Origin of the sequence: Vreelandella zhanjiangensis DSM 21076 (assembly GCF_000377665.1) — a bacterium.
GTDB lineage: Bacteria > Pseudomonadota > Gammaproteobacteria > Pseudomonadales > Halomonadaceae > Vreelandella > Vreelandella zhanjiangensis.
The window spans coordinates 189,157-202,375 of the sequence record NZ_KB898648.1; the positions used below are offsets into that span (position 1 = coordinate 189,157).

The window sequence follows — 13,219 nt, forward strand, 5'->3', positions numbered from 1 at the left end:
GATCATGAAACGCAGCAAGTGGATATGGGTCGTCTGGATAGTGGTTCTTTTGAGCTGTCTTGTGCCCTACACCTTGTTAACGAATGTCGCGGCCTGGTACGGCAGTTTCCTTTTCTGGACCTGCGCGGGGCTTGTGGTTATTGCACTTAATGTTTTCATTACCAAGGATTTCGAGGAGCACGACCATGACTGAGTCAATGATCTGGTGGTCAATTGCCATCTATCTGCTGATCGCGGTCGGTATTGCCTTCCTCTCCCGTCAGGGGCCGGCGGAAAGTATGTCGGGCTACTTCCTTGGCAACCGACAGATGAATGGTTTTGTGTCGGCGCTGAGCTATAGCGCGACAACCTATAGCGCCTTCATGATGGTGGGCTTGGCGGGGCTGACCTATGCCGGTGGCGTCGGCGCGCTGGGCTTTGAGATCATCTATTTTGCCGGCGTTTCGCTGGTAGCCGTTTTCGGTCCGCGTTTTTGGGCGGTCGGCAAAAAATTTGGTTTCGTCACGCCCAGTGAAATGCTGGGACATCGCTATAACAGCAAGCATGTGGCGATGGCCGTCTCGATTGCCAGCTGCATCTTTTTGATTCCTTACTCGGCCGTTCAGCTTGCCGGGGTGGGCTACCTGCTGGAAGGCATGACCGATGGCGCCATCACGTTTACCACTGGTGTAGTAATGGCAACGGCGATAGCGGTTTTCTTCTCTTATATCGCCGGTATTCGTTCAGTGATGTGGACCGACTCGTTACAGGCCTTGATGATGATCGTTGCCTCGACGCTGGTGGCCTTTCTGGTCATCCAGGGCCTGGGTGGCTTTAGTGGTCTGTTTGGTACGCTTGCAACCGAGCATCCCGCTTCGCTCAGCGTACCTGGGCCGGGACTTTTTAGCCTGGTTACCTTCCTGGGCTTGAGCATTCCCTGGTTCTTCTTCAGCCTATCCAACCCGCAGGTCAGTCAGCGTCTTTTCATGCCGTCTTCCCTGCGCTCCATGCGTCAGATGCTGATCGGTTTTCTGGTGTTCGGCTTCATCTATACACTGGTTTCCGTGCTGTGGGGCTTTTCGGCGCTTGCTGCATTCCCCGATCTTGCGCGTGCCGACCTTGCGACACCCGCACTGCTGGCGTCTGACTTTATCCCGCCTGTGCTGGGTGTCATTGTCATGATCGGTATCATGGCCGCTGCTGTCTCAACGATCGATTCGATCATGTTGACCCTGGCTTCCATGCTGTCCCGGGATGTTTACGCCAACGCCAAACCGGGTGTGGATGAAAAGCGCCAACTACTGATGGGCAAGATCGTGATCCCGGTCATTGCGTTGCTGGCATTGGGCTTCGCTGAGCTGCAGCTGGATCTGATCGCCGTACTTTCAGTGGCGGCTTCATCAGGCCTGGTTGCCATGGTGCCTGCCATTATCGGGGCTTTCTACTGGAAGCGTGGTACCGCTGCGGGTGCGCTGGCAAGCGTCGTGGGTACCAGCGTGTTTGTGCTGGTGATGTATGCCACGGGTAATTCCCTGCTGGGTTTACCCGCCGGTATATGGGGCATCTTTGTCTCGGCATTCCTCTTTGTGGGCGTAAGCCTTGCGACCAAACCGCACAAGGCTTCGGCCGATGCCTTCCTGAGCGCTATTTCCGAGGAACTCGGGCGTAAGAAGCGTGTGCCGGTCAGTGCACCGTCATCTCAGAACGCCGCTGTGTAGGACTATTTCTACCGACGCTATCTCTCGTTAATCGTCTGCCTCGATGCTGCCAATAAATACCGTCGGCTCCGGGGCAGAGGTTACCGCCTTCAACGTCATACTGACGATATGCAGGAGTGGTTATGGATCACGCAAGCTTTACGGAAATCTGTCTTCATCAGTTGAGAATGTCCGGCGTAAAGTCCGATGAAAGGCTCATCGTACTGACCCAGGGTAACGACCGGCTCGATTATGCCGATGCTTTCATGGCCGCCGGGCAGCGTTTAGGCGCCAATATGTACCATATGCGTCTGCCGCCACCGCCTCTTGTGGGGGGGTGGAACGTCGGCACTACAGGGCTTGCTGCAATGCCCGAGGCGGTGGAAGCGCTCAAGAACTGCGACATGCTCATCGACTGTATTTTCCTGTTGTTCTCCCCTGAACAGATGGCCATTCAGGCGGCAGGCACTCGCATTCTTACCGCGGTTGAGCCGCCTGAACTGTTGGCGCGTATGCTGCCGACCCAGGAGCTTAGAGAGAAGGTCGAGATTGCCGCTGAGCTATTGGCCAGGGCCAAGGTAATGCGCATCACATCCGCCCATGGCACCGACGTGACTTACCAGCTCAATACCTACCCGACGGTTGCCGAGTATGCGTGTACCGATGAACCAGGCCGTTGGGATCATTGGCCATCCGGTTTCGTGTTTACCGGCGGTGATGACGATGGCGTGGACGGTACCATTGTCGTAGCGCCCGGCGATATCCTGTTACCCCAGAACATGTATGTCCGCGAGCCAATCACCTACACCATCAAGAAGGGCTGGATTACCGATATTCGAGGTAGTCTGGATGCTGAGCTGGTCAAGTCCTACATGGACAGTTTCAACGATGAGCGTGGCCTGGGCATGAGTCATGTTGGCTGGGGCATGAACCCAGATGCCAAGTGGCACCGCATGGTGCCCGGCGAGTTCCCCGGTGGGATGGGCATGGAGCCGCGCAGCTTTTATGGCAATGTGATGTTCTCCACCGGCCCCAATAACGAACTGGGCGGGCCCAACGATACGGCCTGCCATCTGGATATCCCTATGCGTAATTGCTCGCTATTTTTGGACGACGAGCCTGTCGTGGTTGATGGCGATATCGTTGTAAAAGATATACAGATGCTTCGAAACTGACCGTTAGCGGCATTTCAATACAAAAGGCACCCTGCGGGTGCCTTTTGACGTTTGAGCCTTTCTTAATGGCTTACTCCCACACCGCCAGCTGGCGGCGGTGAGTCACCTGAGCCTGGGTAGCGCTCACCGGACGTAGCCAGACTTCTGTGCCGGGCAGGCATTGGGAGAGCCGCGCGCAGGCACTGGGGGTGAGCGCGCCGATGCGGGGGTAGCCGCCAATCGTCTGGCGGTCATTCATCAGGACGATAGGCTGGCCATCGGGGGGTATTTGTACCGCGCCTAAGGGAATACCTTCCGAAATCACCCCTTCCAATTTGCTTTTAAGCGCTTGGCCGGTCAGTCGAATGCCCATACGGTCGGCGCGTTGGTCGACCGTCCAGGGTTGGTTGAACGCCTGATAAAGGCTACGCCCGGCAAAGTGGGCTACCTGGGAGCCCAGCACCAGAGGAAGCTGGCAGCGATTCTGTGGCATGGGCAAACCGGCATTGTCAGGCAGTTGGCGGGGAGACGGCGCATCGCCTTGCCAGCTTAGTTGATCGCCAGTTTGCAGTGGCTTGCCGTCTTCATGCAGGCCACCGATCATTTCCCGCGCGGTGCAGGCACGGCTACCGAGGACCTCCGGGGCCTGTAGCCCGCCGGGGAATGCCAGGTAAACGCGTAGCCCGGCGCGAGGCTGGCGAAACGTCAGGCACTGCCCTGCTTTGAGAGTAAAGCACGCGTTAGGGGCGAGTGGCTCGCCGTCGATACGGGCATCGAGATCGGCCCCGGTCAGCGCAAGGCAGACGTCGCTGCCGGCTTCTAATGTCAGGTTGCCGCCCATGACGATTTCCAGTGCCGCGCTATTGGCCGGGTTGCCTAGCAGCCAGTTCGCCCAGTTATAAGAGATCCAGTCGGCAGCGCCACTCTGGGTAACGCCCAGGTGGCCTACACCGAAACGCCCCGCGTCTTGAATCAGGGCAAGCGGCCCGGCCTGTTTGACGATCATGCGGCCTTGGCTCATGCGCGCTCCTCCAGTGGTGTGGTATCGCCGCCGGCGGCTTCAAACTCCGCCCTGGATATGGACGTGAAGCGTACCTTGTCACCGGGGCGAAATAACGGTTCACCGCGCCGGGCGTACTCGAATAGGGGAACCGCCGTGCGGCCCAGAATATTCCAGCCACCGGGTGAGAGCAGCGGGTAGATGGCCGTCTGCCGATCGGCGATGCCTACGCTTCCGGCGGCTACGCGTCGCCGTGGTGTCTTTAGGCGTGGCGTAGTCAGGCTTTCATCCACCAGTCCCATAAACCCATAGCCAGGAGCAAAACCAAGGGCGAACACGCTGTAGTCGTGGCCGCAATGACGCTCGATCAACTGTTCAACGCTTAACCCCGCGCGCTTGGCCACCTGTGGCAGCTCAGGACCAACGCTTTCGTCGTACCACACTGGAATTTCATGCAGCTGGCCGTTTTGGGTATCGGCAGGCTGCAAGTCTTTAAGCGCTTCGCGGGCGAGAGCCGTGGCCTCGACAAAGGCCATCGACCGGCAATCATAATGAATCAACAGCGTCGTGTAAGAGGGGACGAGGTCGATCAGCACATCCCCGAAAGCGTGACGCAGGGCGGTGTCAGCCGCCATGATCCAGGCCATGTTGCGCTCGTCGATCGCATCGAACAGACGTACTGTCAGCGCATCCATGGCAGCGGTTTCAAGACGCAGTTTCACGCAGACTCCAACGCTTTGAAGGCATCACGGATGGCACGTACGGCCGCGATGGATTCGGGATTGTCGCCATGCACGCAGAGCGTGTCGCAGGGCAGGTGAAGCGCGGTGCCGTCACGAGCGGTCAGGGCTTCGCCCTTGGCCAGCGCAATGGCCTGGGCCACGATGGTCGCTTGGTCGTGATGTACAGCACCCGCCAAGCGGCGCGATGCCAAGTGACCGTTCGCCTCATAGGCGCGGTCAGCAAAGGTCTCAAACCAGAGCGTAATGCCCATTTTTTCAGCCAGTTCGCGGTGTGGCTCGGTATCGGCGGTGGCCATCACCATCAGCGGAAGGCTTGCATCAAACGCTTGTACAGCACGCATCGCGCCTTCCAAGAGCTCAAGGTTGGCAGCCATATCGTTATACATGGCGCCGTGCGGCTTGATGTAGCTAAGCTCGACACCTTCCGCGCGGCAAATACCGGCAAGCGCGCCCGCCTGATAAAGAATCATATCTTCGACTTCAGCCGCCGAGCAGGCCATGGAGCGTCGCCCAAAACCCATCAAGTCGGGATAGCCAGGATGAGCCCCAATGCGCACGCCATGCTTGGCCGCCAGTGCGACGGTGTGGCGCATGACATGGGGGTCGGAGGCGTGGTAACCACAGGCGATATTGGCACAGTCAACGTAAGGCATGACCTCGGCATCCAGGCCAAGGGTCCAGTTACCGAAGCTTTCGCCCATGTCGCAGTTGAGTAGAGGGAGTTTTTTGTCGGTCATTATGTACTCTCCTGGTGATCGACGTCGTTGATACGAATACCAAGCGTTTTGGCTGCCTGTTTATTGGGGCAGCGTCATCGCCTGGTAATACCGATAAGCACTCATTATGGTCTCGTACTGCACCTGATGCGCCATGATGAAATCAGCATCGTAGATCGTTTCATCTGGATATTCGGTAATCAACTGCAACGGTGTCAACTGATCGTCATCGCGAGTCAGTAGGTAAGGAATCCCATGGCTAATATCAAATTCTAGACGACCGGCATGGGCTTCAAAGATATCAATTTGACCAAGGTTATAATCAACTAGGCCGGGTACCGTAGCGAGGTGCTGGGTAACGCTGGTAAGCAGTGCTTTGGCTTGGATTTCCCATGCTTGGTGATAACGCATGATAAGAAAAAAGCCCTTGGGGATAGACCACAGCTCGAAGTTGCGCGGCACATAGCCGGTCAGCGGACGCGTCCATTCATGGGCGGGATAGCCATGCAGGTTGATATGCAGATCGGCGCCGCTCAGCGCTTTAGCGCGTTCGCGAATCGCCAGCTCGAAATCGCCGTTAATCGGCTGGGCCTGAAGGTCATTGCCAAACGCCGTATAGCGGGCGGCATGATGCATGTGGGTTGGTTGCTCGGCGACGAGACGCTGCTGGAGATGATAACCATCAGGGTTTTCCAGCGGCGAGAGCACAAAGTGCGACGTGGGTCGTGAGGCCAGCTCACGCCCGGCACGCAGCGCGCCGACGATACCTGAGGTTTCGTTGGCATGCTGGGCCGCGCTGATGATTACCGCACGGTCATTACCCTTACGATAGCGGGCAGACAATATCCGCCCGCTGCGGCTCTTGGCGGTGATAACATCACCGTCGATGGCCTCCAGCAGGTTGGTTATCTGTTGCACGCCCGGCGCACGCGGTGCCTTGATAAGCGCAATATCTGCCGTTGCTTGTGCCTGTGCGGTACACAGCGGGCGTAGCGTAATCGAAATAGACGGCGGCGCATCGATACGCGTACGTATCTCGGGGACAATTTGCCCCGGCTGGATTGAACGATCGCCCAGAGGCAAGCCCGCAAGGTGCTGATAATACTCAAGCAGCGAGAAGTAGAGATCTTCATGCAGCCCTTCGGCAAGGCTAATGTGCTCCTTGCCGAAGGGGAGCAATGTATCCTGACAGGGCAGGTTAACGCTGATATTCAACTCTTCGAACAAAGGCTGCTGGGCAGGCCAAGAGGCTTGAGTGACCGTTTGCATGGCCAGCTCGAACAGTAGGGCGTAGTCGCAGGCATAAAAGGCGCTTGCGCTTTCCCCCTGAGCCGTACGCCACTGCACCCAGCCACAGGGTGAAAGCTGCTGGGTATCGACATGGTCGATGTGGCAACGATTGGGCGCGGCTACCTCGATGTGCTCAAGCTTACCGTCAGTGTGGGTGAGCGTCAGCTCATAGTAATAGAGAGCGGTTTGCGCCTCACAAACTACCGCCTCCCAGGTAAGTGTCACGGCGTCTTTAATAAGCCCTGCCAGTGGGTAAGCTTCCAGCAGAAATCGCTGAGGCGCTTCTTTAGGGGCAGGGTAGCGGATATGAATCGCGTGAAGTGGACGCTCGCCCAGCGTTTCGATAAAGAAGTGTACCAGCGGTTTATAGGCACTCAGAAAATGCGCCTGAATACCGTGAGCCGCTAATGCCCGTTCAGCCGCCTGCCGGGCAGCTAAATCATCGAACACCCAGGCGCTTAAGTGATCACCCGCAGCAAGTTGATGCTGATACTGCGCCACGAGCGTATCGACGCTGCGCTCTAGCGTAGTTTCCAGAAGCGTCTTCATCGTGAGGTCCGCCCTGTTGGGTCAAGAGCATCGCGCAGCCAATCGCCCAATAAGTTAAGGCCTAAAACGGTAAGCAAAATCGCGAGTCCAGGAAAAACGCTGACCCACCAGGCTGTTTGCAGATAGTTACGGCCTTCGGCCAGCATGCCGCCCCAGCTGGGAATCACCGGATCAATCCCCAAACCCAGGAACGTCAGGCTGCTTTCCAGCAGAATATTGTTCGCCACGTTGAGTGTCATCAGCACGACGACCGGGCCGAGCAGGTTGGGCAGAAGGTGCTGAAAAAGAATCCGCCAGTCGCGTACGCCAATCGCCTTGGCCGAAAGAATAAACTCCCGGTCCTTGAGCGACATTACCGACCCTCTCACCAAGCGGGCGTACTGCACCCACTGCGAGATAATCAGCAGTATGATCATGTTGTTCAGGCCACCCCCGATCACCGCAATGAACGTGATTGCGAGCAGTATGAAGGGCAGGGCGAGCTGAACATCGGCAAAGCGCATGACGATCATGTCGACAAAACCGCCGTAGTAGCCTGACAGCAGGCCCATGATGATGCCGATCACGACCGCGCCGAGCGCCGAGTAGAATCCGACTTTCAGCGAAATTTCGCCGCCGATGATGACGCGTGCCAACACATCGCGGCCCAGCGGGTCGGTGCCGAACGGAAAGCTTGCCTCGGTCATGGGCGGCGTCAGGCGCATGGCGAGGTTTACCTCGCTACCGCCTCCTGGAAACAGCCAGTGGGAAAACAGCACGGCAAAGGCGATACCGCCAACCAGTACAGCGCCCATGATGAACTCGATACTTTTGAAGCGCCCCAGATCAAGAGAATTTACGGACATAATGGCACCCTAGCTCTTCCGGACGCGTGGATCGACAAACCCATAGGCGACGTCGACCAGCAGATTGATGGAGATGATCATAAGCGACAGGACGGTAATAACGCCCTGCAGTACGGGGTAATCACGCGCCGCAACGGCGTCAAAGGCCAACGTGCCCAGCCCTGGCCAGTTGAAAACCCGCTCGACGACCACAATGCCACCCAGCAAGCCGCCGAACTGCAGGCCAAAGTAGGTGATCAGCGGAATCGAGCAATTGCGCAGTGCATGCTTGTAAAGCACTGCAGAATTGGAGAGGCCTTTCGCGCGCGCAACCATGATGTACTGTGACCGCAGCGTTTCCAGCATGGTGGTTCTCACCAGTCGAACGTTCGTCGCCGTCAAGATGATGCCCATGGTAGCTGCCGGCATGATAAAGCTCTGCCATCCTTCCATACCGCTGGGCGGCAGCAGATTAAAGGTGATCGAGAACAGCAGCACCAGCATGATCGCCAGCCAGAAGTTAGGAAATGAAAGACCTACCAGCGACAGGATTCGAATCATCTGATCTGGCCACTTGCCACGCGAAACCGCGGCCTTGATGCCTAGTGGAATCGAGACAACGATAGATATCAGCAGCGATGCGAATGCCAACGCCAGCGTTGCCGGAAGTGCACGGCCAATCAGTTCGCTTACCGAGGTGCCGCCCATAAAGCTGCGCCCCATATCACCGGTAACCAGGCCTTTTAAAAATTCCAGATACTGCACCAGAAACGGCTGGTTTAAGCCGAGCGCTTCGCGAATGCGTTCAAGGTCTGCCTCGGTAATACTACCGGCGCCCTGTGCGAGCATTATTGCTGGATCGCCTGTCAGGCGAATCGCAAACGACACGATCAACGTTACCGCTACCAGCACGAACAGTGCTTGCAGCACGCGATAGAATAAAAACTTGGCCACGTGGCCTCCCCCTAAATGAAGAAATGACCGTTGCCCTGGGGCAACGGTCCATCGGGATTACTCAGAAACGTCGACATCGGTCAGGCGCACCCGGTTATCGGGCGCTGGTTCGAAGTTTTGTACCCGGTTGCTGACGCCGTAGAGCGCGTTCAGGCTATAGAGCGGCATTTCAAGCGCACGCTCCTTGGTGTAGCGGGCGACGAACTGCAGCAGGGTTTCCCGTTCTTCGCGGTTGGTGATGCTGCGCTGTGAATTGAGCATTTCGTCCAGCGTGGCATCGCTGTCATAGGGGTTCCAGCGCTCACCGGAGTGGTACATCAGGTAGGCAGTGTTGTCGAAGTCAAAGGTCCAGCCGCCCCACTTCTGTTGGAACATCTCACCGGTACGCCCTGCAGGGATAATATCGTTGAGCAATACGTTCGTTTCGTAAGGCTGGATGGAGGCATTGATGCCCACCCCTTGTAGGTAGGCCGCGACGACCTGAGCGACTTCACCAAAGGTGGCATCGTTGCCGCGTACATCAATTTGTACCGACGCGCCCGGTTCAACACCGGCTTCTTTGAGCAGTGCCTGAGCGCGCTGCGGGTCGTAAGGGTAGGGCTCAAGTTCTGAATCGAAACCAAAAGACTGGGTGCCCTGGAAGCTGGCAATGACCTGACCTTCGCCACCCAGAATGGAATCAACGATCGCCTGGCGATCGATGGCCATGATCATCGCCTGACGCACGCGTTCATCGGCGGTAATGCCCGACTGGGTATTGAACCGCAGCGCTTCGACGGTTGGCGAAGGAACGCTGACCACCTGAGAATTAGGGTGATTATTGATCGAGTCGATCATACCGATCGGAATGGTCGGCGGCAGAACGATATCCACCCGACCAGACTGCAGTTCAGCTACGGCGGTTGAGGGCTCGGAGATAAAACGATAGGTGACGCTATCAAGCTTGGGCGCACCGCCCCAGTGGTCGGCAAACGCTTCAAGCTTCACATCTGAGCGCGGCGTATAGTCGACCATCTTGAACGGGCCGGTACCCACGGGGTGGGTATTGAAGTAATCGTCGCCGTGCTCTTCGATATAACCCGGCGGCACGATCATCGCGCCGTAACCGGCAAGCTTGGTCAGCAGTACCGGATCCGAGTTATATAGGAAAAAGTCGACGGTGTAGTCATCAATGACTTCCACATGAGAAATCGCCGTGTAGTTGGAACGCTGTGGCCCGCGGGAGCCCTCTTCACCCAGCAGGCGATCAAAGGTGAATTTCACAGCGTCGGCATTGAAGGGCTCGCCGTTATGGAAGACCACGTCTTCACGCAAGGAAAAGCGGATACGCTTGCCGTCGTCCAGCTCTTCCCAGCTGGTGGCCAGGCCAGGCACTAGCTCAAGGTCGGGGCCACGGTACGTGAGACCATCAAAAATATTGGTGGCGACAGAAGCCCAGTTAACCAAAAAAGTGTCGATGGGGTCCCAGCTACCCGGGTCCTGCGGCGAAGCGATGGTCAGCGAACCGGCATAGCTTGCTGATGTTGCAAGCATGGCAGCGGTGAGAGTGCAGACTTTAAATAGCGTTGTCGTTTTTTTCATTTTGCGTTTCTCCGAACCTTTATTATTTAAACCGAGGTGCTCAATTACAGGGGGGCGGAAGCTTCACTGTGTGATACGTAGTGGCCAGGCTGAACTTCGTTTAAGGGATTAACGATGGGTTCATCACCTACTTTTCTAATTGGGCTGGGAATATCGCCGTCCAGCAGTAAGTGCTGGCGCTGATGTTTGGGGTCGGCAACCGGCACGGCTGACAGCAGTTTTTTGGTATAGGCATGTTGAGGCGTATCGAAGACGAGCTGACGAGGCCCCATCTCGACAATCTGGCCAAGGTGCAGAACGGCAACCCGGTGGCTCATCTTCTCAACAACGGCCATATCGTGACTGATAAAGAGATAGGCCAGCCCTTCTTCACGCTGAAGCTGCATCATCAGATGGATAATCTGAGCCTGAATGGAGACATCCAGAGCAGACAGGGCTTCATCGGCAATGATGAGCTTGGGCTTGGAGGCGAGTGCGCGGGCGATACAGATACGCTGACGCTGTCCGCCTGAAAACTCATGCGGATAGCGTTTGGCGTGTTCGGGCTTGAGACCGACACGTTCCAGTAATTCATTCACTCGCTGGCTAACGTTTTGGCGACCATTGAGTAGCTGGTGAGTATGAATAGGCTCGGCGATGGAGAAGCCCACGGTCTTGCGTGGATCAAGCGAGGCAAAGGGGTCCTGAAAGATATACTGCACCTGCTGGCGAAGCGTCATCTTTTCACTGCGCGACATCTGTGAGACCGGTTTGCCGGAAAAGACGATTTCGCCGCTGGTGCTTTCCTGCAGCTGCTGAATCGTCCGTCCGATCGTTGATTTTCCAGAGCCGGACTCCCCTACCAGGGCGAGCGTTTCTCCTGGGTAGATATCAAAACTGACATTTTCTACTGCGTGCACGCGGTGGCTTACACCACCCCAAAAGCCTTTATTAATATCAAAGCGCGTGACGAGATTATCGACGCGAACGATCGGCTGCTCCTGCACGCGCACCGTATCCTGAACGGTAGCTTCGCCGCGGGTAACGACGTCAGCACCGTCAAAAATCACCAGCGGCTCGGAGCAGGGCAGGTTTTGGCCTTTCATGCTGCCAAGGGTGGGTACGGCGGCCAAGAGGGCGCGGGTATAGGCCTTTTGCGGCTGCTCGAAAAGCGGCTCCACTGCGGCCTCTTCAACCTTTTCGCCCTCACGCATCACGACTACATGGTCGGCTATCTCGGCGACCACACCCATATCGTGCGTGATAAAGATCACCGCCATGCCCAACTCTTTTTGCAGGTCGCGGATAATCGTGAGGATTTGTGCCTGAATCGTAACGTCCAGCGCGGTCGTTGGCTCATCGGCAACCAGTACCTTGGGCTTGCAGGCAAGTGCCATGGCGATCATGACGCGTTGACGCATACCGCCCGAAAGCTGGTGGGGATAGCGCTTTAACAGAGATTCAACATCGGCCAAACGCACCAGACGTAACAGGCGAAGCGCTTCATCACGCGCGGTGGCACGCGTGTAATCGCCATGCAACAACAGCACTTCGGTAATTTGATCGCCCACCGTGTAAACCGGATTGAGCGAGGTCATCGGCTCTTGAAAGATCATGGAGATATCTTTTCCCCTGATCTTGCGCATCTGGCGGTCGGTGAGCTGCGTCAAATCGACAGGCGCGCTGTCCGTGCTGCGTCGAAAAAGAATATTACCGCCAGCGATAGTGGCGTTGAGGTAGTGAACCAGCCCCATGATGGCCAGCGATGTCATTGACTTGCCCGACCCTGACTCTCCGACTATTGCCAGTGTTTGACCTGGATAAAGGTCGAAAGAAAGATCCTTGACGACCCGATTGGAGCCGAAAGCAATATCGAGCGAATTAACGGACAGTAGTGGGAAGGGCGGTTGTAAGGACACAGAGCTTATACCTATATTTTTTATGTAATTTATCTAGAAATTATCTGCATGGTGTTCATATGTCAATCACGCAATGCCTATTACATATCTGTCTATGCAAAAATGCGTTCACTCGAACAAGTTGCCAAATACCCTTGAAAACATGGACTATGAGCTATTAGGAACGTCAGCACGCCACGCAAAGACGCTTTTACAATCAAAGACAAATAGAAGATGAGTCATCAATGACAGAACCCAGCCAGACCGCGTCCAGAGAGCGAGAGCCAATTGTCTCATCGGAGCATTTATCGCATACGGCACACGAACTATCAGAGTTCGAGTTCGGCGTGATTATTCAAAGCCACGCATTTAACCGCTGGATGGTGCGCTGCATGACGGCAACCGGCTACCCAGAGCTAGGCGCGCTGGATGTTTTGGTACTCCATAGGGTTAACCATCGGGCGAGAGCCAAGCGCCAATCCGATATTTGCCTAGTGCTCAACGTTGAAGACACGCATACCGTCACTTATGCATTACGAAAACTCGCCAAGCTGGAACTGGTGGTTGGTGAGAAGCAGGGGAAGGAAACCTTTTTTAGTACCACTGAAAAGGGTAGGGACGCGTGTAGCCGTTATGCGGAAATTCGCGAAGCATGTCTGATCGATTCGCTATCTTCGATGGGGATTGAACGCGCTGAAATAAGTAAAGTGGCGGGCATTTTGCGCGCCATGTCTGGGCTTTATGATCAGGCTGCCAGAGCAGCCGCATCGTTATAATAATATTTATTATTTAACACTGCTCTTCGATAGGCGGCGCCGATTTTTTTGGATGATTAGCGGCTAGTTGGCCTTTTGC

At 56.1% G+C, this 13,219-nt stretch carries 12 protein-coding genes; 4 read left to right on the forward strand and 8 right to left on the reverse strand.

Features of this window, described 5'->3' with window-relative positions:
• Positions 1-4 precede the first annotated feature (4 nt).
• From D467_RS0107975 to D467_RS0107985, 3 genes are all read left to right on the forward strand, one after another.
• A complete protein-coding gene (locus tag D467_RS0107975; RefSeq protein ID WP_018916980.1) occupies positions 5-193 on the forward strand; it encodes a hypothetical protein in 189 nt (62 codons plus the stop codon).
• Positions 186-1,697: a sodium:solute symporter family protein gene (locus tag D467_RS19110; RefSeq protein ID WP_018916981.1), complete on the forward strand. Its 1,512-nt coding sequence runs from the start codon at positions 186-188 to the stop codon at positions 1,695-1,697. Before D467_RS0107975 ends, D467_RS19110 begins: the two co-directional genes overlap by 8 nt.
• A 122-nt stretch (positions 1,698-1,819) precedes the next feature.
• Positions 1,820-2,851 carry a 2,5-dihydroxypyridine 5,6-dioxygenase NicX family protein gene (locus D467_RS0107985; protein WP_018916982.1) on the forward strand — a complete coding sequence of 344 codons (1,032 nt, stop codon included), beginning with the start codon at positions 1,820-1,822 and terminating at the stop codon, positions 2,849-2,851.
• A 70-nt stretch (positions 2,852-2,921) separates the two neighbouring features.
• On the opposite strand, the gene D467_RS0107990 is transcribed toward D467_RS0107985, so the two are convergent.
• From D467_RS0107990 to D467_RS0108025, 8 genes are read right to left on the reverse strand one after another with little or no spacing between them, the layout of a single operon-like run.
• A complete protein-coding gene (locus tag D467_RS0107990) occupies positions 2,922-3,851 on the reverse strand; it encodes a 5-oxoprolinase subunit C family protein (protein WP_018916983.1) in 930 nt (309 codons plus the stop codon).
• On the reverse strand, positions 3,848-4,552 hold the full coding sequence (locus D467_RS0107995) for a 5-oxoprolinase subunit B family protein (protein WP_018916984.1): 705 nt from the start codon (positions 4,550-4,552) through the stop codon (positions 3,848-3,850). The genes D467_RS0107990 and D467_RS0107995 overlap by 4 nt, the downstream gene beginning before the upstream one ends.
• On the reverse strand, positions 4,549-5,310 hold the full coding sequence (locus D467_RS0108000) for a 5-oxoprolinase subunit PxpA (RefSeq protein WP_018916985.1): 762 nt from the start codon (positions 5,308-5,310) through the stop codon (positions 4,549-4,551). The genes D467_RS0107995 and D467_RS0108000 overlap by 4 nt, the downstream gene beginning before the upstream one ends.
• 60 nt (positions 5,311-5,370) lie before the next feature.
• The gene (locus tag D467_RS0108005; RefSeq protein ID WP_018916986.1) at positions 5,371-7,128 is read right to left on the reverse strand and encodes a M14 family metallopeptidase; all 1,758 of its coding nucleotides are present in this window, start codon (positions 7,126-7,128) and stop codon (positions 5,371-5,373) included.
• Entirely contained in the window at positions 7,125-7,973 is an 849-nt protein-coding gene (locus tag D467_RS0108010; RefSeq protein WP_018916987.1) for an ABC transporter permease, read from the reverse strand. Before D467_RS0108010 ends, D467_RS0108005 begins: the two co-directional genes overlap by 4 nt.
• A 9-nt stretch (positions 7,974-7,982) precedes the next feature.
• Positions 7,983-8,906 (reverse strand): ABC transporter permease, encoded by a 924-nt coding sequence (locus tag D467_RS0108015; RefSeq protein ID WP_018916988.1) that lies wholly within the window; start codon positions 8,904-8,906, stop codon positions 7,983-7,985.
• A gap of 57 nt (positions 8,907-8,963) precedes the next feature.
• Positions 8,964-10,487, reverse strand: coding sequence for an ABC transporter substrate-binding protein (locus D467_RS0108020; RefSeq protein ID WP_018916989.1), 1,524 nt, complete (start codon positions 10,485-10,487; stop codon positions 8,964-8,966).
• A gap of 44 nt (positions 10,488-10,531) precedes the next feature.
• On the reverse strand, positions 10,532-12,385 hold the full coding sequence (locus D467_RS0108025; protein ID WP_051081713.1) for an ABC transporter ATP-binding protein: 1,854 nt from the start codon (positions 12,383-12,385) through the stop codon (positions 10,532-10,534).
• Between the two features lie 224 nt (positions 12,386-12,609).
• On the opposite strand from D467_RS0108025, the gene D467_RS0108030 reads away from it, so the two are divergent.
• Complete coding sequence (locus tag D467_RS0108030) at positions 12,610-13,140, forward strand: winged helix DNA-binding protein (RefSeq protein ID WP_018916991.1); 531 nt, start codon at positions 12,610-12,612, stop codon at positions 13,138-13,140.
• Positions 13,141-13,219 lie beyond the last annotated feature (79 nt).

Bases quoted from the DNA above. Each gene is read 5' to 3' on its own strand.
- D467_RS0108020 (WP_018916989.1), bottom strand. From the start codon at position 10,487: ATGAAAAAAACGACAACGCTATTTAAAGTCTGCACTCTCACCGCTGCC.
- D467_RS0107990 (WP_018916983.1), bottom strand. From the start codon at position 3,851: ATGAGCCAAGGCCGCATGATCGTCAAACAGGCCGGGCCGCTTGCCCTG.
- D467_RS0108005 (WP_018916986.1), bottom strand. From the start codon at position 7,128: ATGAAGACGCTTCTGGAAACTACGCTAGAGCGCAGCGTCGATACGCTC.
- D467_RS0108010 (WP_018916987.1), bottom strand. From the start codon at position 7,973: ATGTCCGTAAATTCTCTTGATCTGGGGCGCTTCAAAAGTATCGAGTTC.
- D467_RS0107985 (WP_018916982.1), top strand. From the start codon at position 1,820: ATGGATCACGCAAGCTTTACGGAAATCTGTCTTCATCAGTTGAGAATG.
- D467_RS19110 (WP_018916981.1), top strand. From the start codon at position 186: ATGACTGAGTCAATGATCTGGTGGTCAATTGCCATCTATCTGCTGATC.
- D467_RS0108030 (WP_018916991.1), top strand. From the start codon at position 12,610: ATGACAGAACCCAGCCAGACCGCGTCCAGAGAGCGAGAGCCAATTGTC.
- D467_RS0108000 (WP_018916985.1), bottom strand. From the start codon at position 5,310: ATGACCGACAAAAAACTCCCTCTACTCAACTGCGACATGGGCGAAAGC.
- D467_RS0107975 (WP_018916980.1), top strand. From the start codon at position 5: ATGAAACGCAGCAAGTGGATATGGGTCGTCTGGATAGTGGTTCTTTTG.